Genomic DNA, 22,718 nt, shown 5'->3' on the forward strand with positions numbered 1-22,718 from the left:
GAACTTTTCGAAATGAGGGCAACCTATGAATCCCCCACATATCGCGGTCGACCTCGGTTACGCCCCGACGCGCAGCACTCCCCCGAGGCCTCAGTGAGAGGTGGCGACCTCCTCGTTGAAGCACTGATCCGTTCCGGTGTCGAACATCTCTTCGGCGTCCCGGGCGACACGGGGGTCGTTTTCTACGATGCGTTGTCGCGACGGTCTGACCAGATCCGGCATGTGCTCGCGCGCGATGAACGTCACGCGGCCGCCATGGCCGATGCCTACGCACGTGTTCGTGGCCAGGTCGGCGTGGTCGAGGTCTCGTCGGGCGGTGGCACCACCTACGTCGTCGGCGGCCTTGGAGAGGCATACGCGTCGGGGACGCCGCTGCTGGTGGTCACCAGCGACATCCATCGCAACTCGCGAGGGACGGGCGCTCTCACCGAGATCGATCAGCGGGCCCTGTTCAGTGCCGTGACCAAACAGGTCTTCCATCCTGAATCGGCGAGTGAGATTCCCACCGCCGTTCGCGATGCACTCGACGTCGCCACCTCGGGCCGCCCCGGACCCGTGGCGGTCGTCGTTCCCGAGGACGTCCTCGACGAGGAGGTCTCGGCCGACTTCGACGTGGCCACCGGCTCGGTCGCCGTACCACGGATGCGCCCGACGGCGCGCAAGGACGACGTCCAGCGGTCTGCGGACCTCCTCGCGGCGGCGCGAAGGCCGGCGTTCCTGGTGGGGTCGGGTGTGCACTACTCGCGCGCTTATGACGATCTCGCCACCATTTCGGAACACCTCGGGGCGGGCGTCGCGACGTCCATCCACGGTAAGGGTGTCATCCCCGATGCGAATCCGTGGGCGCTCGGCGTGACGGGCAACAATGGTGGCGCCAAGCTGGCAATCGAGTACCTCCGCGCAGCCGATGTGGTGGTCGTGGTCGGATCTCGGGCCAACGCCACCGATACGGATTCCTACACCGCGCCTCCGCGGACGGCCCAGATTATCGGCGTCGACGTCGAACCCGCCCGGATCGCCCGCAACTATCCGAACGCGCTCACCCTCGCCGGCGACGCGCGGACCGTGCTGCAGCAGCTGCTCGCGGCACTGCCCGCACGGGGCACCGAGGCCGTCGAGCAGCGTCGGGCCGACGTCGCCCGTCGGCGCGAGCCGCAACCTGAGATCCTGCGTCCTGACCCAGGCCCCGGCAAGCTCCATGTCGATGACGTGCTCGACACCCTTGCCCACACGCTTGCGGCGGTCGAGCCGATCGTGGTTGCCGACCCGGGCGCGCCGACGCCGGCGGTGGCGGACCGCTACCCAGTCCGACGAGCCGGCCGCAGCATCGTGATCCCGCGCGGTCATGGCCCGATGGGTTTCGCGCTGCCCGCCGCGGTGGGTGTCAGCCTCGCGCAGCCCGGGCGCACAGTCCTTGCCTTGACCGCCGATGGCAGCTTCGCGATGAGCTGTGGCGAGCTCGAGACCATCGCCCGTTTTCAGCTGCCTGTGATCGCGGTCCAGCTCACCAACCACAGCCTGGGCTGGATCAAGATGCTGCAACACCTCTACCAGGGTGAGCGATACTTCGGGGTCGACCCTGGACCCATCGACGCGGTCGGCGTGGCGCGGGCCTGCGGCCTGCGGGCAGAGCGGCCCCGCTCACTCGCCGAATTGCGGGCATACGTTTCGCAAGCGCTTACCGACGGCCTTCCGCTGTATCTTGACGTGGAGGTACCGCACATGATCGAGGTCGTGCCGCAGGTGCCGGCTTGGCATCGTGCCCTGCAAGGCGACCGAACCAGACCCATCTACTGATCTCGTGAGGTGAGCAGCGTGAGCGCGGATGCTGTCGGGGCCTCACCCGCCACAAGACCTGACGTCTACGACCAGATTCGGTGGGACATCGTGCACGGCGTGCTGCGACCCAACGAAGCCTTGGTCGAGACTGACCTTGCCGAACGGCTGGGGGTATCCCGCACTCCGGTACGCGAGTCACTGCTGAGACTGGCTGCCAATGGTTTGATCATCAGTCGGCGTCGACGCTGGTACGTCTACGAGCACACAGCCGACGAGATCAAGGAGATCTACGAGGTCCGCGCGGCCAACGAAGGCTACGCGGCACGGCTGTGCTGCGAACGAGCCAGCGACGAACAGCTCCAAGCGATCGCCTTGGCGCACACGGCCGTCGACCGGGCGTCCGCCGAGGAACGGGTCAGCGCCAACGACGCGTTCCATGACCAGATCAACTCCGCGTGCGGAAACCAGCGGCTCATCAAACTGATCACAGAGAACCGGCTGTTTCACTTCAACTTGCGACTCGCTGCCGCCTACACACCCGAAGAGCTGGACCGCTCATCCCAGCAGCACACCGAACTCATCGCGGCGGTGCTGGCCCGCGACGGGGACCGAGCCGAAGCCGTCGTGCGTACGCACGTTTTGGAAGCCGCGGTCATGGCGCGCCGAGTGGCCCGCTAACTGGTCTCAAACTGGGGACGCGCACGTGCGGTATCCGCGAACGTCACGACGCCCATCGCGACCTCGCAAGCACACGGGACCGATAACTGCGAGTAGGCGCCAACGTTGTTGGCGCTCCGGGTAATCGGTTGCTATCGTCTTCGGCCGCCACCCTCCTGTGGTGATGCCCCTCGCAAATCCCTTGGCGGGGTAGTGTCGTCAGCCCTCCGTGGTGCCGCCGTCGGGATTAGCAGCGTCGCCATCATCGGCGCCGCTGACCGCCTCAGGAGCCCGGCGGCCAGAGATCATGATGATGGGAAAATTGTCGATGCGGCAGGCGTCTCTGTCGACGAGACTGAGGCGGCTGGCGAGGACACGGGCGTCTTCCAGATCGATGGAGCGCCCGGCGATCCAGGTGTGGAAGATCGCGAGGTTGAGGCCACGCAGGAAGCGCGGCATCGGGTAGAGGGAGACGAACTTTTCGGCATCTTCGAAGGTCGTACTGCGATCCGCGTCGGTGACCAGCAGCGGGCCTCCCGGCTTGAGAACCCGAACGCATTCGGCGAGGCCCACATCGCGCGACGGCCAGTGTTTGATCGAGCCATAACTGATCACACCGTCGAAGGTGCGGTCAGTGAAGGGTAGCTGCATCGCGTCACCCAGTTGGAAGCGGACACGATCGGTGTAAGCGCGCATGCGTTTGCTGGCGCGCTCGATCTGTGGGGCGGACAGGTCGAGCCCGACGATATGTACATCAGGGCGCTGATCTGCGATGTACTTCGTGAACAGAGCGCCGCCCGACCCTACGTCCAAGATGTGGGCCCCCGACGGCAGGTGTGCGAGAAAGCGCTCGTCGATGACGGCTCGTGATCCGTAGACGGCCGGTGCCACCAGCGTCTCGTACATCCAGGAGTGAAGGCGCGTGTAGGTCGCGGTGATGTCGTTGAATGGGGCCACTGGCATGGCAGTCACTCCTTAGTGGTGGACTTACTACGTGGTGGACACCGATCTAGGTTGCTTTGCTATCTAAGTACGCTGGTCTTCGTTTACTCGGCCGGGCTCATCGTATCGGGCGACGTCGGCGCCGATTGTATCCCGCCACAGGTCGTCAAAGTGCCGGTTGCAGGAAATCCACTCCACTGTTGAATTCCGTTGTCGTCCAGCATGATTCACTCAACACGTGGTCTGAGCACACCGGTGCGGCCGAGGGATGACGCATTCCACCCTGCCGGAAGGCAACACCAGGTGGCGTCGTTTGCTGTTTGCGGCGGCCGCCGTCAGTCCCCCAACCATATCGGCCTAGCCGAACGGTCAACGGGTACGGGGCGGGGCGAGATCCATGGGTATCCACCGCTGCGCGAGCAGGGACTCCATCGCATCGCCTGAGATCGGGCGAGACAGCAGAAATCCCTGCGCCCGATAACACCCATGCCTCATCAGCGTGACCGCAGCGACCTCGGTCTCGACCCCTTCCGCCACCAGCTGAAGGCCGAACGCTTCGGCCAATGCAATAATGGCCCGGACGATGGCGAGATCACCTGTGTTGGAGCCCAACTCACGTACGAATCCCCTGTCGATTTTCAGCGAGTCGACCGGTAACGACTTGAGGTGCGACAAGACGCTGTAACCGGTGCCGAAGTCGTCGAGGGCGATCTGCACGCCGACCTCTTTGAGCCCGGACAGCGTCATCCGTGTCGTCTCGATGTCCTGGACCACGACACTCTCGGTGAACTCCAGGCACACCGATGCACTGTCGATGCCGAACTCGTCGATGATGCCCGCAACGGAGCCGACGAAGCCATCGGCGACCAATTGCACCGGTGACACATTGAGGCGAAGCACGGCGTCCCGCCCCACGCCACGTGAACGCCATTTGTTGAACTCGGCGCATGCCGTCCGCATCACCCAGCGGCCCAACTCGCCCGCCAGATTGATCGACTCGGCAACTCCGATGAACGAGTTCGGCGGCAGCAGTCCACGCGTGGGATGAAGCCAACGGACCAGCGCTTCGGCCGCCACGACCTCCCCGGTCCGCATATCTATCTCAGGCAGGTACTGCAACATCAACGCCCCGCTGTCGACGACACCCTGCAAGTGCAGCTCAATGTCGTTGCGCAACTCGCTCTTCAACGACATCTCTTCCGAAAAAACGGTTATCGTGTTGCCCCCTGAGCCCTTTCCCGACAGAACGGCCTGATCCGCGTGGCGCAGGAGATCCCAGGCGACATCGCGCCCCGGAGAGCCTGAGGCCACGCCGATACTGACAGTGCGCATGAGCATCTCGCCCCCGACGGAAATCCCCTCCCGCAGAAGCGCCTGCATTTTCACTGCAAGCAATTGCGCCGCGGCGGCATCCATCGGCGATGACGGGACCACCACGAACTCAGCGCCGCCCAGTCGCGCGATCAAGTTGGGCGCCCCCGCGCCCTCCCGAAGCCGTTCAGCGAAGACCTTGATAAATCGGTCGCCCGCGGAGTGGCCGAGGTAATCGTTGATCGTCTTGAGCCGGTCTAGGTCGAAGAACACCACCGACACGGGTCCCGGTTGCCCGGCCTTCAGTCGGTCGTCAAGGTGCGCAAGGAGAAATCGGCGATTATGCAGCCCGGTCAAACCATCGTGATCGGCGAGATAGCGCAGCTCAGCCTCGGCCACGATGCGTGCCTGAACTTGGGCCAACAGCGACGCGATCACCTGCAGCGCATTGAGTTCCTCGGTGCGCCACTCTCGGTCGCCGAACTTCACAAACCCAAGCGTTCCCGTCGTGACATCGCCGGAGAGCAGCGGCACCGACGCCAGCGAGGTGGCAGGCACACCGCTACCCTCAGCGATGGTGCGCTGGTAATCCTTGGTGGCCGGCTCCGGACGCAACACGATGGGTTCCTTGGCGTTCTCGGCATAGGCGAACACGGGATCAGCGTCGGCGAAGTAAATGATGCCGAGCGGGTCAGGGTCCGGAATTACCGGTCGCAGCGGCCATTCCGCCACTAACATGGTTGCGCCAATGCTGTGATCGTTGTGTCGCAGAAAGCTGACATCGACCTCGAAATGCGTCACCAGTTCGGCCAGCACCTGCTGACTGACCGCAGCCACGTTGGCCGCGTTCGCCGACATCAACCGAGTGGCGACCGTGGTGACCAGGAGATCCAGGCTGCGTGTCACTTACCCACGGTATCCGCTTCAGAGGGGTTTTCCATGATAAACGCGTTCCGTTTTGGCTAGCACGTTTGCTGCGATGGACAACGCGCGACGCGATCGCCGCCTGCTCGAGGCCGCCTCACCGACCGACCAAACGCCGAGATCGCCTACCGCTTCTGCACGAGGGCCGCAAAAGGACATGCCGAGACATGCCAGCGGTGAAACCCCACGGTGCAGCTGCGCTTCGGACCGGAAGCCCTGCCCACGACCGGTAACTAGCGATGCTTCGTATCGGCGCTACACCCTTGTTCGTCGCTCAACGGGCGACCTGAGTTGCCGCCTCGCCGCCCCAACCCCAGTCAATGAGCGTTGCCGCAGTCGAAGGAGCGGCCGTGGTCGTACGTCATCGTGAGCCACAAAAGATGGCAGCAGACCTGCCCCCGATCTGCGGGGAGCCCATCGTGACGGCATCGATGGCGGTGGCTTTCGCAGTGCCGTTGATTGACGCGGCGACGAGTTTGCGGTCGGACGCCGGGTTGGTGATCGGCGACAGCGACACTGTTGCCACTTGCCGGACATGAAATTGCGGCCGTCACCATCGCGCTCTCGGCGTATGGACTTTGCACCTCTGCTGCAAGGTCCCGTGTAGCGACCACAGCCGTCGACGAAACGCTCTGCTTCCGCTCCCTCGGTGACGTCGAGGTCACGTACGGCTGCAGTGCATTTCGACTTCGTCGGTCAGTGCATAAACGCAGGAGACGGGCTTGTCCATCCCGTCCGGTCGGAGATGCGACCGACCTGGTTTCGCCGTTCCTCTCAGCGGAACAGTCCTTTGAAGTGCTCCGCGATGAGGGCTAAACATGGGCGGCATGGCACCTTCTCATGTCTCGATGCTCGAGCCACATACCCCCCCGTTCCTGACCACTGAGCCCCACGTCATCGTGCGTGGCGAGGGCGTAACCGTTTGGGACAGTGCCGGTCACGAATATCTGGACGCGATGTCCGGGGTGCTGTGCACCAACCTCGGATATTCGCAGCCACGCCTTGTCGAGGCGGCTGCTCGGCAGATGAAGAAGCTGCCGTTCTACGTCTCCATGACCCACCGCACGAACGATGTCGCGCTGGCACTCGCCGAGGATCTCGTCAGGGTCTCTCCCATCCCGATGGGACGTGCCTTCTTCGCGAGTTCGGGCGCCGAGGCGGTCGACAGCTCGATCAAGATGAGCTGGTACTACCATCGGTGTCTCGGACGTGAACGCCGGGTGAAGATCATTTCGCATGAGCTGGGCTATCACGGGATGACGGTCGCAGGCGCTTCGGCGACAGGCATTGATATGTTCTACGACGGATTCCAGCTTCCTTTACCACAATTCGTCAAGGTGCCATGCCCGACCGGGAATGTTGATGCCTTGATCTCCCGGCTGGAGCAGGTTATCGAGACCGAGGGCCCTGACACGATCGCGGCGTTCATCGGTGAACCGATCCTCGGTGCGGGCGGCGTTATCGTCCCGACACCTGGCTATTACGAGCGGGTGCGAGAAGTGCTGTCCCGCCACGATATTCTGTTTATCGCCGATGAGGTGATCACCGGCTTCGGCCGGACGGGGTCGATGTTCGGCACCGAGGAGTTCGGCCTGAAACCGGATATGATCACCTTGGCAAAGGGCTTGTCGTCCGCATACGCGCCGATATCAGCCGTGCTTGTCGGGCAACGGGTTCATGACACCATTACCGAAGGGTCGCGGACCATCGGCGACTTCCACCATGGCTCCACCTATGCAGGACATCCCATGTCTGCCGCCGTGGCGCGTGAGTCGTTGGCCATCCTCCTCGAGGAGGACATTCCCGGACACGTGCGGCGTACCGCGCCGATCTTCAACGGCGAGTTGGCGAAACTGCGCGGCAAAGAGCGGGTTCTCGAAGTGCGCGGGCACGGATTTATGGCGGCGGTGCAATTCGCGGCTGCCAATGAGCAGCGCGGCGGTGTCGGTGCCTTCGGCGAAGCGCTCGTGGAGGCCGCGCAACGTCGCGGTGTCTTGGTGCGTGCCGTCGCTGACACGGTCATGATGGCGCCGCCGCTGATTAGCACGGAGACCGAGATCCTGGAGATGACGAACCGAATGGTCGACGCCTACCAGGAGGCGCTGGCGGGGACTTAGTCCCCGTTTACCCTGCAACCGTGACGGCTCGCCTGAAAGCGCTGGCCCTCAAGTCGCCACGACGAAGCCGACGACTATCGGGGTGACATCGGGATGCTCGCGCCGGCCAGCAACGGGTTGGACCGCATAAGGTCCAAACCGCAACGCTTGGCTCACCTTGCAGCTTCTGCACCGTGTCGATGCCCTCAGTGACGAATCGTCGACGAGGTGGCGTCACTTCAAGCGTCACTTGACATTGCGCTGTTGCAGGCACACGAATCAACTTGCGACCGACGATTTGGGGTCGTCGGTTCATCTCGATTGCCCATTGTCATGAGGCGCTTTGCAACAGAATTATCGGCGCTTCAGCGGCGGTGGTCGGCTCCTGTGCACACAATGCGGCTGCTATGCAACCGATTACCTGCCGATTCAGGAGCATCCCGAGATGGCCAACACCATCGAACATGATGGTCTCCACCTGGGCCTGCGCAGGCACCGCGCGCATCCCGGGCACGATGAAGTCGAGCGCGGCGGTCACTGACAGCCACCGCACTCCGTCAGGCATTGGCGCGGAGGCGACCTGGCGCAACACCGGCGAACCCGGTCGCAGCGCCCGGACGATCTCGACAAACGGCAGCATTCCCGCCCACGGCGACCCGCCGAACGGCGACCCCAAGGTGATGACTGTGCCAACGCGGCCGCTCAGCCGACGGTCACCGATGGCCTGCGCGATGACCACACCGCCCAGACTGTGTCCGACCAGGTGCACCTTGTCTGCACCGGTTCTACCCAGAATTCTTTCGACCTCGGCGACCAGCCGCTCCGCCAGCTGCTCCACCGACGTGCCGAGCGGCGGGTAGCTCATCGCTTCGACTGTCAGGCCTCGGGCGCTTAGGGTGTGGGCGACCAGGGACCAGCTTGACTTTGTGCCGGCGAACCCGTGGACGAGCAACACGGGACGCGTCGTGGATACGGTGGAAGACTCCACCGGAGTCGAAGGTCTGCTTGTGTCGTCGAAGCCACCGCCGACTAGGCGCAGCGGTGTCATCGCGGCTGCCGACAACAACATCGCGGCCTCGCTCGCCTGCACCATCGCGGCACGCCCCATCGTCCGAACTGCCGCACGGGCACCGCCCAGCACGCGCCGGGGTGTCGTCAGGCCGCTGCGCGAGGCGCGGACCCGCTCCTCTCGTTGCCTTCCCGTCGGCTGCATTTGCAACATGTCCCGCCCTTGCCGTGTGACGCCTATCACTTTGAGAATGGCGGTCGGCGGACCGGATGTCGTCCATGCCAGCCGCAATCTCGTATACGGGTCCGCACCTATTGCTCACTACCTGTTAGCGGGCAGCCGCGCAGAAATAGGTTGCCGCGATGGATCTCGTTAGGCCCGACAGCACAGCGGACAACATCTACTACAGGGAGGGATGTGTTGGCCGCAATTAGCCCAGGCTTTGGCAGGCCGCCGTCGTCGCAGTGGACCGACAGTAGGCAGCAGCGCCATTACTTTGACGGCATCGCATATGACCCGAGCAGACGCCTTCTCAGGCGGACGAGTGCAGCTTCGCCCGGCAACAGCGAAGACGTCAAACGGCACCTACCGGCCGGCCACGACGGCGCCCGGTCCCGGGCACGGCTTAGTACCGAGGTAATCACATTGGCATCTCGAAGTGCGCAGGGGTGTAGCCACCGCTGAACAAGCGCGCAAATCATGGGATCGTTCGGGCCGTGTCGGTGACGGGCATCGGTAGTGGCTCGACAGGAGGTACGTAAGACATGACAACTGAATGGGTTCCCGCCCAGCTCTCTCGCGACTCGGAGGGCCGCCGCATCTTCGATACCGCCCTCGGCATACTAATCGGCCTTCGTCGGTGCTCTTCGGAGGCAGCGTTTCACGATCTGCTCGGCGCCGCGCAACGCCACGGGTGCCCGGCATTCCAAATGGCTTGGGCCCTCGTCAATCTCGCTGATGGCGGCGCTCAAGCCGTTCAAACCTTCAGCGCCGCACAATCGGCAGTACGTCACGAATGGGGTCAGCTGTTCGCGTTATCCGTCGCGCCGACCGGCTCAGCGCCGGTCAGACCCCCGTCGGTGAGGTCTTGACTGAGCGACTCACCGCCGACATCCCGATGTGCGAGTTGCTGTCGCCGGGTGAGGAGATCGCCCGTGACCGCTACGACCGCGGCGGCGAGCAGCGACGGCAACGTGGCATCCGAGAACGTCTACCTAGTACCTGCGCACGCTGGACTTCATCCCCGCCAAGGGAAACGTGGCGTTCCTCGATCCACCAGGAACGGGCAAGACGCGTTTGAATAAGCGCTTCGCCAACCACGCCGAAATCACCCACTGAAGGGAGACAGCTATCGCCTCAAAGACAGAGACCTGGCCGCGTTCCAGCGGCCAAAACCAACGACTAACCAACCCGGGCGGGTCAAAGTTCAACCGGACCCCCGGGTCACTCTTCAACCGGAGTTGACCCCACCACCACGGTCGTTGCGCGGCGTTTCGTTCACAAATCCGTTCACAACGACAGCAACCATGGCACCAGTCCTCAGTCGCGGCGATAATGAGGTGCGGCGACCGCTCGGCACCCAGTCGAGCACCCACCGACGGAGGCTGGACATGGAAGAGAACCGGCCCGCAGGCGATCTCGGAGCCGAGAGCCCGAAAATCCCCCCGGGAGACGACTATGAGTACGACGAAGCACACGACATGCCGGCCGGGCCGCTGGCTGCAGCTCGTGCGCCACATCGTGTCGATTCGCCAGAGGTGAACCTTGGCGCCGGCGGGGACTATGGATACGACGAGGCCCACGATTTCGGCGCCTCCTGAACAACCAATTCGCCAAAGCGGTAGAGGATTGCACCCGCGGCGGTCACAGCCGCGCCCGGCGTTTGGTTGACACTGGGCACGCACTGCGCGATCGCGTGCCCACCACCACGATGATCCGCCGCACCGCACGGTGCTCCCCCGCATCCTCACCGACGACGAGACCCCGCGAAGAAGACCGCTAAAAACGCCGGGCCAGAAAGGCCGCGGCGACGAAATCGCTACGCGGGCAGATCCACCCGCAACGCGGAGTGCTCATCGAGGATCCGGCGCAGTGCGGCATCCATCGGACGAGCCGACGCGAGATCACGGCCGAACCCACTATCCACCACGACCACCTCGCCGTCGCGCAGTTCGGCGGTGTCGACCTGATCGACGAAGGGATCGAACAATCCCGGCGGCGTGGCCAGGTAATACAACGCCCGGTGCAACTCGTTCAACCCAGCGGCATACATCAGTCCATGCTGGGTGATCACGAAGAGTTCCGAACTGATCCTGGCGTTCGGGGTCTCAGCTTTGCCCCATGCCATCGCGGCGCGCCGCGTTTGGGCCAGTCGGTCCGGGACGTCGTCAGTCAGCGTCAGCCACCGCTGAACGAGTGCGCCACCCATTTGCGGATATGCGCCGATCGCAGGTCGGAAGTACCGCTGGAAGATCTCACCGAAAAAGTCGTACCGCTGCTCGCTCATCGCGGCTCCCCAGGTTTCAGCCGAACACCTCATTGTGCGCCCCAAACTCCCATCTGACTACCCGTCTGGCCGGGACAGCGGCCTGGCCTTGTCGGGCGGGTCGGCAGCGAAGGACTTGCTCCCAGCGCGCCCCGCCGGTGATCGACAACCTTCCCGAGAAGCCCGTCGCCCTGCGCTCGAGTTGAACGTGTGGCCGCCGGGCGACGTCTTCCACACCGACGCGTTTGCGCCGTGGTGCTAACTCCGCCTGCCGGTTACCGGACCATGAAAATGGCCGGCAGCGCAATCAATAGGACCATCAAGCAAACGAAAGCGGCGATTTCCATCTGCTCCCCCAGTGTCTGGCCACGGATCGAGACTTTCGGAAGACGGGGTTTCTTGACCTATGACACGACGGCAAGTGGCCCAAAGTTCAACCGCGGCGCTGGCAGGACTACCGAGGTGTTCTTGTCGTGGGCCGAGGCGTTCGTCCGCAACGCCTGCAATGTGCTTGCCGGCGGCGACAACATGCCGTGGAAGCCCCCGTGCGTGAGGCGGCGGTTTAACAGCTCCACGCGGCCTGCGCGCGGGCACCGGGTCGAGTGGCGGGCGCAGTGTGGTTCAACTGGTTACATAGGACAAGCGACGTCAAAGGGTCGCGGAAAGCTCTCCCGCCTGACAGCGAAGTTAAGGAGGACATGGTGCAGTACTTCGTCCAGTTCGATATTCACCAGCCAGTCGACATGAGCCGAGAAGAACTCTTCACGATCTGGCTCGAGGAAGCCCGCGCGGCACAGAGTGCGGTCGATGCCGGGGCAGTAACCAACCTGTGGAAAGTCGTCGGCCAGCGCAGCGTCTTCGCCGTGCTCGACGTGCCGGACCACACATCGCTTGACCAGGCGCTCGAGTCGCTACCGATCATCCAGAAGCTCGGCAGCTCGGTGGACACACGCGCTTACGCGATCCGGCCTTACAGCGAATGGGCCGAAGAGCTGCGCGTCGCGGTTGAGGGCGAGTAACGCTGGAATCTATTTCGTCGAGTCGAGCTAAGGGTGTGTGAAGTCGCGACACAAGTGACACGTGAATCGGGTCACGGGCAACACCTGGAACGGCAGTCGATGAGTCGCGTCATGGGCGACAGTCGTGGTCCAGTCGAAAGCCCGTGTGGTTGTGTTGGCCCTCGTCAGTAGGAAACCTCACCATCACTGCCGCGGCACAAACATGCAGACTGTCCCGACAGCACATCCACCGCCTACTCGAACGCTTCCGACAGGCCGCCGGCTTGTACTGGCGGCCGTTCGGCATGGTCAAGGACACTTTCTTTAGTAGCGGGGACGGTATTCGAACCTGCGACCTCTGGGTTATGAGCTAACCAGTCGCCGTCTCACGCCGCCTCCCGCTCAACGTGTAGGTCACGACGAATTGCGTCCAAGTCATCACGTCACGTTCCATGCCAGCGCGGCAGTGCGCCGCGTTTCGTTCCCGAATCCGTGCCCACGCTTGGTGCCGGCGCTGGGCCCCTTCGCCGTAATCGAGGCGACGCGCGACTGCTGGATGAAGTGCTTTTCTTATTCCAAGCGGTGCAGCACGCCACCTTTCTCTGCGAGCATCCAGAGGACCTCGCACCGCTGGTCAGGTTCCTGGCGGCTCATGATCGCCACGAAGCCTCGACAAAGGTCGTGGCAGCACTTCATCCGGGCAAGGCAGCGGAAGCGAACGCTTCTATGTTTGCCGAACCCGCTCCCCATCAGCGTCAGCGTGGCATCGTGACTAGCGGTATCGACACGTTTTGTCGTGGATGGAGCAGCAAATGATTGCACACAGCCGCGGGAAATCACCCCGTAAGATCGCGGGGGCCCTCGTCGCCGGCGCCGTGACAAGCGGACTAGTCGCAAGCGCCGGATTAGGGTCAGCCCCACCAGCGAACGCGACCTGTGCGTCCTTCTTCGGTATCGGCAACAGCCTCGACTGCACCAGCACCTTGTTCAGTGTCGCCATCGGTATCGGCGACGGAGCGGTCGCCCACGCCGACGGGTTGTTCGGCGCGGCTTTCGTCGTCGGCACGAACTCCACCGCAGCCACAAGCGCGGGGTCTATCTTGAACTTGGCCACCAGCCTCTTCGGCGACAACAACACCGTCACGGCACCAGGCGGCCTATTGAACTTTGCGACAAACATCGGCGGCAACAACAACACCGTCACAACAGAGGGCAGCGTGGCGAACACCGCCACCAATATTCTGGGCAGTGGGAACATCGTCACGACACAGGGCGGCTACGGAAACTGGGCCCGAAACGTACTCGGCGACAACACCATCATCACGGTGTCAGGCGGTTATGCAAACTGGGCCCGAAACCTGTTCGGCAGCGGCAACCGCCTCACAATTCAAGCCGGCGCCGTAAACACGGCCCGAAACCTCTTCGGCAGCAACAACACCATCGAGATCCAAGGCGGCTTCGGGAGCTTTGCTCGAAACCTGTTCGGCGATACAAACCTAATCACGACACAGATCGGTTATTCAAACTTGGCCACCAATTTCTTGGGCAGCAACAACACCGTCACGTCGATAGGCGGATTTTACAATGGGGCGAGGAACATTGTCGGCAACGGCAACCAGCTGTTCGTAGGTGGCCTCGGCAGCAACCTGAACTTGAGCCTCAACCTGTTCAGCGGCGGCAATAACCTGTCCGCAACAGGCAACCTGAACGCGGCCTTCAACGGCGGCGGAGGCGACAACACCATCAGCGCCGGCGGGCCTGGCAACCTGAACGCCGGGTTCAACATCTTCGGCAGAACCAATACAGTCGCGGCAGGCCCCGGTCCGCTGGCGCTTGCCGGTTCTGTCTTTCAGGACGGTCTAAACGTCACGCAGACAAATCCCGGCATCGCGATCAACAACAACCCCTTCGGTGGGGCGGCCGCGACGAGCGGCCAAAGCAGTACCGTGCCCACCGCGAACGCAACCCTCAACAGCGCCCAGACCCCGAAGGCCGCTTCGGCGGGTCGGCCGGCCGCGACGAGCGGCCAAGGCAGTACCGTTCGCACCGCGAAGGCGGCGCTCAACAGCCCGCAGACCCCGAAGGCCGCTTCCCCGGGTGGGCCGGTCACCAAGCCGGTCGGCCATCGGATCACGACGTCGATCAAGAAGTTCAGAGATGCCGTCAGCAGAGTCGCCGGCGGGCATAACGGGCGGGCGCCAAAGCCGGGCGCGGACAGGACGAGCAAAAAGGATAAGTAGACGACGTCGGGAGCCGCTTGAGCTAGTGGCCCGAAGTCACCGACCCTACGAATCGGCCGGCTAACGCAAGCCTCACTCCCGGTGCGCGACTTAACCGCAGTCAGCGGTGCTCAAGGAGTGCGTTAGGGCGGTTCGCCCCGGCACGACTCCGGCATGCGGATGGGTTGCCACCGGCGTAGCGGCGCAGCATCGCTTGCTGCCGATGCGGGGCGAGCGCGATCGTCGGGCGTCGACCGGCCGTGTGCAAGGTTACCCGGCGACCGAATGGTCTTGCCTCACAAACCACATCGCCGAAGCGGTCAGGGAGTCTGCGGAACCCCACAGCGTTGGCGGAAGTCGACCGAGGGTTGCCGGATGGTCTGAAGCTCGTCCCGAACTTGGGGATTGGCGTCTAGATAGGTCTGTACCTGAGCCCTGATCTGATCCCTCGGTTGGCCTTTGAGGCTGGTGAAGAAGTCGTTCACGTTGGGGTGCAGGGTTAGGTAGTTCGACGTGTCGAACGTGACGCCTGACACCACGAGCGCCATTTCGGCGGCCGTACACGGTGGTGGAACTGGCGGTGGCGGGTCGGCCGTCGCGGCGGCGGCACCGAAAAGCATCGCGCCGGATATTGCGCCAGTACCGATCGCACAGATTGCCGCGCGGCGCGCGGGACGTGCTGGGGACAACATGGCTGGCTCCTTCAACATGTGATCAAACTGCCGTAACCGGTGACGGTTGGCGACAAAAACAAGCTAAGCAGAATTACCGCGACTTTTTGTGCAAAACAGCAGTAACCTGCGATGAAGACCTCGACCGCGGGAAGGATATAGCAATGCGGATTAGGCCCATTTTTCTCCCCGCGATGCTCGTAGCGTCCGCCGCTCTGGTTTCCACTCTTGCCGCCGCGCCACCGGCTGCAGCGGACTGCATTTCAGCCAGTGGGCCCGACCCCGTGACCCTTTGCTCGCAGGGTGAATCCCGGCAGAGCAACACGTCACCTGTCCCTAGGGCTACTCCTTATATCCCTGTTGACTGTGATCAGGACTGGCTGTGCGACCAGGGCCTCGGCATCGCTCTCAGTGACTGAGCGAGTACTGGCGCCAGTTCGAGCCTTCGTACAAGAACTCCGTCGGAGGCGTCACTATCGGCGGTCATTCGAGAACTTCGAGAATCTTGCTGAACGAATCTCGAAGCGCCACTATTACTACATCGTCGCGCCTGCATCGAGAAGGCAGACGCCGAAGGGTAGCCGCCCGCCAGATCGATGCTACGGCACCGGATTCGGCCGCTAGAGTCGGCTCCACCCGGCGAACGGATCGTCACCGTCGTCGGACGGCGTCAAGTATCCGAGTCCGCGTTCAGCACCCGGCGACCCGCTCGGGATCGCTTTGGAGAAACTGGATTGTTTTATAGAGCCCGGTGAGCAACTGGGCTCAGATGTCGGCCGGACACATAAAAAATAACGGAAAGAAGGCCAAAAGTTCGCTCCACTATGCAAAATACTCTCGCACTGTTTCGCGAATGGACAACTCGCTGCTTTCCTAATAAACGCCGGTGACCTTGACCGCGTCGGTGTAGCGGTGCGCTGCATGAGGTTGGAGAAGCGGCGACTACTTGCCGGGCGAGCAGTTGCAGTTTCATGTTGGTCCCTTGAGATCGCCGCTTGAGCAACTCGAAGGCGACTTGTGGACCCAGAGCCTAGATAGGCATCAACATGCCCTTGGCCTGCTCGATCCTTGCCCGGCGATCGGCGACGATTGTGACGGCAGGGGTTAGCTCGTTCTGCCGTTTCTTGGTCCGACGGTGGAACGTCGATGCCGTAGCCGCCGATACCCGGTCTCCCTGCTGTCGACCGGATGCAGAGCCTCGACGATCCTTTCGTTTCGTCGCTATCGCTGAATGGTGCGGCGGCGAACCGAATTACCGATTTCTGGGTGTTCCGAGTCCGCTCTGGCAAGCCGCGACGGCGGTCGACCTCATTGACGGTTTGCTTGGGGAGTTCGGGGACGACCCGAACCGGCGCCCAAACTCAGGTACGCCGGATACGAACGCCGAGGCTGGTAGGTCAGCGGACGCTTCGCCCCGAAGGGGCTAGCCTTGCCGAAGGCAGAGAGGTGACTGTGGGCGAGTTGGGACTGTTCGGCCTTTGGTGAAGCGTCCACTCTGACCACCATGTACCGCCAGACGGTCGCGATGCCGCCGGCCGAGCAGCAACGAATACGCGATCTCTTGCGGAAGTACACGACTGCCGTCGAAGGACCCGAATGGGAGAAACAGGACTCCGGTGGCACCAGCGACAGCGCACGAGCCGCGCTTACTCAGATGTACCGCGTTGTCAGTCGCCAAGATCCCGACGCGGCATCCGACACCGTCAACGGGGAGTTCATGGGCCTTCAAACACTCGCTGGAGGTTTTCGACGCGGTCGACGCGGGGAAGTAGCGTTGCTGCTCGAACTGCGGCGACGCGACGCACCATCACCCCCCACAGCAGACGCCACGAAGCCTGGGACGACTGGGATGGCGACGTAGACCCGCACGGCGACCGGTCCGAGCACGGCCAGCATCATCCTCGACGAAGCGCATTACCCTACTCCGAAAATCGAACCTTCCGGCCGCCGAGATCTCCGACAATCGCGAACATACGAGCCATGAGCCGATGTGATGGTTTCCGGGCGTGGAAGGGTGCAGCGCAGGCGGCCCTCTAATTACACCGCTTTTGAGCTCTGAGAGGTTACGGCGGTGGCACCGGCGTCCCTATCGGGGCACGAGCGTGCGCGCTTAGAAGTATGGCTCTTCCTCGTCCCAGTTTGGTTGCCGCCGCGGTTTTCGCGCTGCCCGGCGATGTGTCGTGCGTGGCGTTGCTGGAAGCGGCAAGGAAGAGGCGTCTGCAAGCTGACGCCCAAAACTGCTCGGGGCCAAGGGGACTTGAACCCTTTACCGCTGCGGCCGTTAACCGACCAGACGCCGCAGGTGCCGGGAGCTAACGCGGTTTGCACGGCACTGCTTGCCGAGAACGGCTCACCGCGCATCACATGAGACAGGAGGGCCAAGCGAAATAGAACACCTTCCTTACGCGTTATATCTCCACCCCGACCTGCGAATGGCAGATCCACCAACGGCCTCCGCTGCCGCATTGAAGGGGCCAGCTGACGCGCTCTCCTGGTAGATGAACATCTGCGCCGATCCGCGGCTGAGCTAGAATGCGTTCCGAAAGAACAGCTTCCGCAGCGCCGTCACCGCCGAAGTATGCATGGTGGAAACCGGCGACAATGCATTTCGAATGATCATTGATCCCAAGACCGACGCCACCGGACGCGAGTACCGGCCAGAGTTAAGGCGCCTGCCGCGTCAGCCCGATGGTCCGCACTGAGGAGACCGAGTAATGACCACCGCCGAAAGTACGAGCGTGTTCGACGCCGCCCTGCCGACATTGAACTACGACGTCGCCACCCCGCCCGCGCAGGTATATCCGCAACTTCTGGCGGCCCGACAACAAGCACCTATCGCAGTGGGCCCCTTTGGGCCAGAAGTGCTTTCATACGACCTCGTACGGTCGGTGCTCTGTGACAGCCGCTTCAAGACCCCGCGCGGCCTGCACCTCGCCGTCCAAGGCGTCACCTCGGGACCGCTCTGGGACAAGGTCGTCAGTTCGCTGTTGGCCATGGAGGGCCACCAACACCAGCGCATCCGTAGTCTCGTGTCCAAGGCATTCACCCCCCGCGCGGTCGAGCGCCTCAACGCAACGATCGTCGGTATCATCGATACCATCGTCGAGCCCCTCAGTCATCAGGGCCACTGCGACGTCGTCACAGACATTGCCCGTCCCTACCCCGTACCCATCATCAGTGCACTGCTCGGCGTACCCGCCGCAGATTGGGAGCGGTTCGCGCGGTGGGCCGACGACATCGCTGAAGGCTTCGGCTACACCTTCACCCCCGACCTGCAGCGAGACGTCATGCGCGCGTGGGGCGAACTCGACGACTATGTCGACGACATGGTGGACCAACGCCGCCACACTCTCGCCGACGACCTGCTCTCCGACCTCATCCGCGCCGAGCACGACGATGGCCGTCTTGACGCCGAGGAACTTCGTATGCTCGCTGGCGGCCTCCTGCTCGCCGGGACCGAGACCACCCGCAACCAGGTCGCCGCGTCCATCGACGTCCTGCTCGATCACCCTGACCAATGGAAGCTGCTCAGCGAGAACCCCGACCTCGCTTTGGCCGCAGTCAATGAGACGATGCGCCACTCCCCGACCTCGAGCACCGCCCTGCGCATCGCCGCCGAGGACGTCGAGCTCGCCGGCGTTGTCATCCCAACCGGCACCGTCATCCTCGCGAATACCGCCGCGGCCAACCGTGATCCCGCGATCTACGAAGACGCCAACCGCTTGGATATCACCCGCCAGGGACTGCCACCACTCCTCACATTCGGCGCAGGCGTCCACTACTGCCTGGGCGCCAACCTGGCACGAGTGGAAATCGCCGAAGCCCTCAAGACAGTCACCCACCGGATCTCGAATCCCCGCCGCAACGGTCCGGCGCCGTGGAAACCGCTAGTCGGCCTGGGCGGGCCGATAAGCCTCCCCATTGCTTTCGACATATGAATCGTGTGCCGGGCCATCTCGACGGACACCGAATCTGCGTGTTGACCTTGTTGAGGGTGGTGCGGCCGCGTTGGACTATGGCGATGATTTCTTCATCGGTGGTTCCCCCCACGAAGGTCTGGGGCTGATGTTCCAGTGCGGGGCCCAAAATGGTGATCGCAACGGTGAGTTCGGCAATCTGGTGAACACGCTGCGGCGTAAGCGCTAGTCTCGGTGAGTTCTTGAATCGGCGCTCGGTGAGGTTCACCCTAGCGATGAGCTAACTGGTGCACCGATTTTCCGGCGCCGGGGCGTCACCGGCCCGCAGCGGTGTCGCCGCATACTTGCCTTCGTGCGCAAGGACGGGTCGCCGGTCACTGGCGAGTTCCGGGTGCCGGTCCTCCATTCCCCTGCGCCGATCCGCGGTCTTGCGTAGTTCGGTGACGTACTCGCGGTTGCCGTGATAGGTCGCGCGCCAGGTCTGCGGCATCGTCTCCGGCGGCGGCGGAAGGGACCGGGCCGCCCGGCCGCCGATTCCGAACGGGACGGGAATCTTTGTTGTCGCAGCACCGCATTCGGGGCACGTCGGCAGTGCCGCGGTGAACGACTGGATCACCTCGAAGTCATGCCCGTCGCCGCAGCGCAGCAGATAGATGGCCACCGCGCTACCAGAGCTCCATTGACCGGCTGAACACTCCGGCGAGGTCGTCCTCGGTGACTGCCTTCGGGCTGGTCGCCAGCAGGCGTTGCTGCTTCATCGTGCCCTCCACCAGGTCGGCGATGTCGCTGTGGTGATATCCGACGGCGGCAACGCCATTAGGTATGTCGATGTCGCGCATCAGACTGATCATCACCGACGGCAGGTACTCGGCGGCATCGTCGGGCCGGTCGGCATCTGGGGCCAGCAATTCAGCGGCGCGGACGTGCCGGTCCGGCGCGGCGTCGAACGTGAACCGGAAGGCCTCGGGTGCGGTGAGTGCAACCGACATGCCGTGCGGCACCAGCGGCTCCTGGCCTGGATAGTCTTTGGGGTGAAAGTCCTTGACCCGGCCTGCAATCGGGTAGCCGTTCGCGTGGGGGATGTGTACCCCCGCATTGCCGAAGCCCATGCCGGCGAAGGTCGCGGCGACCGCCATGTCGGTGCGTGCCTGCAGGTCGTCCCCCTCTCGCACGGCGGTGCGGAAAGCGCCGGCCAGTAACCGGAGCGCCTTCTCCGACCACATGTCGGAGATCGGATTAGAGCCGCAGTAGGGCACCCGCTGCTCGGGGCGCTTGTGTTCAAAGCTCGTATACCAGCGCGCGGTGTAGCTCTCCAATGCGTGGCACAGGATGTCCATGCCTGCCGACGCGGTCACGCCGGCGGGCTGGGACACCGTCAGTTGCGGATCAATCACCGCCAGCGTTGGCCGCAGCCGGGGGTGGCTGATACCCGTCTTCACATGCAGTGACAGCACGTCCAGCACGCACACAGTCGTGCTCTCCGCGCCGGTACCCGTGGTGGTCGGCACCGCGACGAGCGGGCAGAGGGGATTGACCGGCGATGCGCCGTTGCCCACCGGGACGTTGATGTAGTCCATCAACTCGCCGGGGTTCGTCAGCATCAGGTTGATCGCCTTGGCGGTGTCGATGCTGGAGCCGCCGCCGACGGCGACGAACGCGTCCCACGGCCCGGAGTCCCGGGCGTGGGTGACCGCGGCCGCCAGACTCGTGTCGGTCGGTTCGACGTGGACCTCGTCGAATACTTGCGCCTCGATGCCAAACTTGGTCATCTGGTCAGCAATTCGCGCCGGGTTGCCGGTGGCCGCGACGCCGGGGTCGGTGATGACCAGCACCCGGCGGGCGCCGTACTGGCTCAGGTCATATCCGATCTCATCGCTGGCGCCGGGACCGAACTTGAGCTGTGGTGCCCCGTAGGTGAAAATCGCTTCCGGATTCGCCGGCACGTTTGTGGCCATCTCAGCTCCTCACGCGTAGTACCCGTCGGGAGCCCGCCGCATGGACCGCAGTTGCTCCGCGTCGTGGCCGAAAACGACCATTGCATCTGATTTCTCCGCGATACCACGGATCTTCTCCACCGACGAGTACCAGGCCGACAAGTCATTGACGATTGCGGCGGGAGTCGCGGGCGGCCCGTAGGAATCGCCCATGTAGATTGCGTCCGAGGTGAAGATGATGGTGCCGGTTTCGGGCAGGTCCACCTTCATCGCCATTGTTCCCGGCGTGTGCCCGGGTGCCTCGATGAGGCTCACCCCGGGCAAGAATTCTACGTCGCCGGAAACGGTTTCGAAGTCTATGCCGTCGTAGTCGGACTTCAGGTGCGCGCCGTTGAACGCACCGTCGTACCCGAACGCCCAGTCCTTCTCCTTTTCGTTGACCACCAATCGCGGCCCTGCACCCACGAACGGGCGGATGTTGCCGGCGTGATCGAAGTGCAGATGGGACAGCACGACGTAGTCCAGGTCACCCGGGGCGAGATCCAGTTGGCGCAGCCGGGAATCCAAATACTGCTCCTCGGAAACCTGGTCGTACGGGAAGAACTCCTGCAGCCCAGTTGGTACCCAGCGGGTCTCCCAGTCCCGAGGGATGCTGGTATCCCAAAGCAACGTGCCCTCCGGTGTCTCCACCACCACCGCGTGACTGGTGCATGGGTACCACTCGACCGGTCGATCCTTCTCCGCCCGCGGACGGATGCTTCTACCGGGTTTGAGCAGCAGCCAGGTCAGGTCGCAGCTCATCGCGCCGCAGTCGAGCACATGCACCTTGGTCGCTGTCGCCATCGAGGCACTCCCTGTCGAGATCGAGGTGAGGCCCCGGTCACATCGCCTCACAGGTCGGATGCTACACCGCGGTCCACGCGGAGCGACGGCGTTTACGGCCGCGCGACCGACCAAAATTGGTGGTGCAGAGCATTTTTGGCGACGCAACCAGTCAGCAAACCGCACCCGCCGACCACCACGCTGGCGTCGGCACGGCCAAAATGGGACGCGACTCGATATCGGCGGTCGGCGCCAACACCATGGTTCCCTGGGTGGTGATCAGGAGCCTCACCAAAGTGTGGCGTTGTCGCGGACCAACACGATCGAGCGACGTCGATCATCTCAGCGGCTCGTAGCCGTGGATGATTTTGACCTCGGGCGACCATTCCCCAGCGCTCATCGGCGAAGTAGAAGACATACCAGCCCACCCGCTGTGAAGTGCCGCCCGCCAGTGCCTATTCGACCCGCGTTCCGTCAAACTCGTCGCCCGCCATCATGATCAACACTGTATTGAACAGCGGCCGCAAGGAACGCGGTTCGAAGTGTGGGGAAGATCCGGGCCGCGCTAGCTGCTTAACGTCAGGGTTGTATCCCGGCATCCCGCTATCAGTGAGGCCTAGAAACAACCGCTCAACGGCCCCTCTGAGCGAATGCCCATCAGCGGCATGGGTAACCAACGATGCAAAAGCGATGCGAACTGGAGGCGCGTGCAAGTTTGCTCATCGTACTCAGCGCCGGTTGCTGCAGGGATTGAAGGGGACCGACTTCCGCCCGTTGCACCTAGTGCAGCCTCCCCGGAGGACCGTTTCGCCTCACTTGCCCGATATCGCTCGGCTTCTGTTGAACTCGAGTAGGTTGCCCGCGATCTCGGCGCGCGCGGCCAACACGGACGTCGGCGCAGAGGACGTGGAGAACCTGGATACACGCAAACGAGACCAACGACAGCCAACCGTC

20 protein-coding genes and 1 pseudogene are annotated in these 22,718 nt (G+C 63.4%); 11 read left to right on the forward strand and 10 right to left on the reverse strand.

Features of this window, described 5'->3' with window-relative positions; all coding sequences use genetic code 11:
• Positions 1–12: 12 nt before the first annotated feature.
• Positions 13–1,797, forward strand: a complete 1,785-nt coding sequence (locus ACVWWN_RS32115) for a thiamine pyrophosphate-binding protein (protein ID WP_457147463.1) — start codon at positions 13–15, stop codon at positions 1,795–1,797.
• A gap of 18 nt (positions 1,798–1,815) precedes the next feature.
• The gene (locus ACVWWN_RS32120) at positions 1,816–2,457 is read left to right on the forward strand and encodes a GntR family transcriptional regulator (RefSeq protein WP_457147464.1); all 642 of its coding nucleotides are present in this window, start codon (positions 1,816–1,818) and stop codon (positions 2,455–2,457) included.
• Between the two features lie 198 nt (positions 2,458–2,655).
• Here ACVWWN_RS32120 and ACVWWN_RS32125 read toward each other — a convergent pair whose 3' ends face one another.
• Both ACVWWN_RS32125 and ACVWWN_RS32130 read right to left on the reverse strand, forming a co-directional pair.
• On the reverse strand, positions 2,656–3,399 hold the full coding sequence (locus ACVWWN_RS32125; protein WP_457147465.1) for a class I SAM-dependent methyltransferase: 744 nt from the start codon (positions 3,397–3,399) through the stop codon (positions 2,656–2,658).
• Between the two features lie 348 nt (positions 3,400–3,747).
• Positions 3,748–5,547, reverse strand: a complete 1,800-nt coding sequence (locus ACVWWN_RS32130) for a putative bifunctional diguanylate cyclase/phosphodiesterase (protein WP_457149357.1) — start codon at positions 5,545–5,547, stop codon at positions 3,748–3,750.
• A 914-nt stretch (positions 5,548–6,461) separates the two neighbouring features.
• Here ACVWWN_RS32130 and ACVWWN_RS32135 point away from each other — a divergent pair.
• Positions 6,462–7,730, forward strand: a complete 1,269-nt coding sequence (locus ACVWWN_RS32135) for an aminotransferase family protein (RefSeq protein ID WP_457147466.1) — start codon at positions 6,462–6,464, stop codon at positions 7,728–7,730.
• A gap of 310 nt (positions 7,731–8,040) precedes the next feature.
• On the opposite strand, the gene ACVWWN_RS32140 is transcribed toward ACVWWN_RS32135, so the two are convergent.
• Entirely contained in the window at positions 8,041–8,931 is an 891-nt protein-coding gene (locus tag ACVWWN_RS32140; protein WP_457147467.1) for an esterase/lipase family protein, read from the reverse strand.
• A gap of 551 nt (positions 8,932–9,482) precedes the next feature.
• Here ACVWWN_RS32140 and ACVWWN_RS32145 point away from each other — a divergent pair.
• Entirely contained in the window at positions 9,483–9,809 is a 327-nt protein-coding gene (locus tag ACVWWN_RS32145) for an ANTAR domain-containing protein (protein ID WP_457147468.1), read from the forward strand.
• Here the strand turns inward: ACVWWN_RS32145 and ACVWWN_RS32150 are convergent.
• A complete protein-coding gene (locus ACVWWN_RS32150; protein WP_457149492.1) occupies positions 9,740–9,910 on the reverse strand; it encodes a hypothetical protein in 171 nt (56 codons plus the stop codon). The genes ACVWWN_RS32145 and ACVWWN_RS32150 overlap by 70 nt on opposite strands.
• 65 nt (positions 9,911–9,975) lie before the next feature.
• Here ACVWWN_RS32150 and ACVWWN_RS32155 point away from each other — a divergent pair, with 65 nt between their 5' ends.
• Complete coding sequence (locus ACVWWN_RS32155) at positions 9,976–10,056, forward strand: hypothetical protein (RefSeq protein ID WP_457149358.1); 81 nt, start codon at positions 9,976–9,978, stop codon at positions 10,054–10,056.
• A 272-nt stretch (positions 10,057–10,328) separates the two neighbouring features.
• Entirely contained in the window at positions 10,329–10,538 is a 210-nt protein-coding gene (locus tag ACVWWN_RS32160) for a hypothetical protein (RefSeq protein WP_457147469.1), read from the forward strand.
• Between the two features lie 218 nt (positions 10,539–10,756).
• On the opposite strand, the gene ACVWWN_RS32165 is transcribed toward ACVWWN_RS32160, so the two are convergent.
• Positions 10,757–11,224 (reverse strand): glucose-6-phosphate dehydrogenase, encoded by a 468-nt coding sequence (locus tag ACVWWN_RS32165; protein WP_457147470.1) that lies wholly within the window; start codon positions 11,222–11,224, stop codon positions 10,757–10,759.
• Between the two features lie 677 nt (positions 11,225–11,901).
• On the opposite strand from ACVWWN_RS32165, the gene ACVWWN_RS32170 reads away from it, so the two are divergent.
• Together ACVWWN_RS32170 and ACVWWN_RS32175 are read left to right on the forward strand one after the other, a co-directional pair.
• Positions 11,902–12,222, forward strand: coding sequence for a muconolactone Delta-isomerase family protein (locus ACVWWN_RS32170; RefSeq protein ID WP_457147471.1), 321 nt, complete (start codon positions 11,902–11,904; stop codon positions 12,220–12,222).
• A 791-nt stretch (positions 12,223–13,013) separates the two neighbouring features.
• Positions 13,014–14,441: a beta strand repeat-containing protein gene (locus ACVWWN_RS32175; RefSeq protein WP_457147472.1), complete on the forward strand. Its 1,428-nt coding sequence runs from the start codon at positions 13,014–13,016 to the stop codon at positions 14,439–14,441.
• Positions 14,442–14,740: 299 nt separating this feature from the next.
• Here ACVWWN_RS32175 and ACVWWN_RS32180 read toward each other — a convergent pair whose 3' ends face one another.
• The gene (locus ACVWWN_RS32180) at positions 14,741–15,112 is read right to left on the reverse strand and encodes a heme-binding protein (RefSeq protein WP_457147473.1); all 372 of its coding nucleotides are present in this window, start codon (positions 15,110–15,112) and stop codon (positions 14,741–14,743) included.
• Positions 15,113–16,541: 1,429 nt separating this feature from the next.
• Between ACVWWN_RS32180 and ACVWWN_RS32185 the strand changes: the two genes are divergently transcribed.
• The 3 genes from ACVWWN_RS32185 (at position 16,542) to ACVWWN_RS32195 (ending at position 19,237) form a co-directional block, all read left to right on the forward strand.
• Positions 16,542–16,952: a bestrophin-like domain gene (locus ACVWWN_RS32185; protein WP_457149359.1), complete on the forward strand. Its 411-nt coding sequence runs from the start codon at positions 16,542–16,544 to the stop codon at positions 16,950–16,952.
• A gap of 853 nt (positions 16,953–17,805) precedes the next feature.
• Positions 17,806–19,029, forward strand: coding sequence for a cytochrome P450 (locus ACVWWN_RS32190; RefSeq protein WP_457147474.1), 1,224 nt, complete (start codon positions 17,806–17,808; stop codon positions 19,027–19,029).
• A gap of 70 nt (positions 19,030–19,099) precedes the next feature.
• Positions 19,100–19,237 (forward strand): hypothetical protein, encoded by a 138-nt coding sequence (locus ACVWWN_RS32195; RefSeq protein WP_457147475.1) that lies wholly within the window; start codon positions 19,100–19,102, stop codon positions 19,235–19,237.
• Between the two features lie 51 nt (positions 19,238–19,288).
• Here ACVWWN_RS32195 and ACVWWN_RS32200 read toward each other — a convergent pair whose 3' ends face one another.
• The 4 genes and pseudogenes from ACVWWN_RS32200 to ACVWWN_RS32215 all read right to left on the reverse strand — a co-directional run.
• Positions 19,289–19,669 carry an FmdB family zinc ribbon protein gene (locus tag ACVWWN_RS32200; RefSeq protein WP_457147476.1) on the reverse strand — a complete coding sequence of 127 codons (381 nt, stop codon included), beginning with the start codon at positions 19,667–19,669 and terminating at the stop codon, positions 19,289–19,291.
• A 4-nt stretch (positions 19,670–19,673) separates the two neighbouring features.
• Entirely contained in the window at positions 19,674–20,963 is a 1,290-nt protein-coding gene (locus ACVWWN_RS32205) for a hydroxyacid-oxoacid transhydrogenase (protein ID WP_457147477.1), read from the reverse strand.
• Between the two features lie 9 nt (positions 20,964–20,972).
• Positions 20,973–21,785: an N-acyl homoserine lactonase family protein gene (locus ACVWWN_RS32210; RefSeq protein WP_457147478.1), complete on the reverse strand. Its 813-nt coding sequence runs from the start codon at positions 21,783–21,785 to the stop codon at positions 20,973–20,975.
• A gap of 325 nt (positions 21,786–22,110) precedes the next feature.
• Positions 22,111–22,216 (reverse strand): annotated as a pseudogene (locus ACVWWN_RS32215) (antitermination regulator); the annotation flags it as partial.
• Positions 22,217–22,718: the final 502 nt, after the last annotated feature.

This window comes from Mycobacterium sp. URHB0021 (assembly GCF_054057895.1).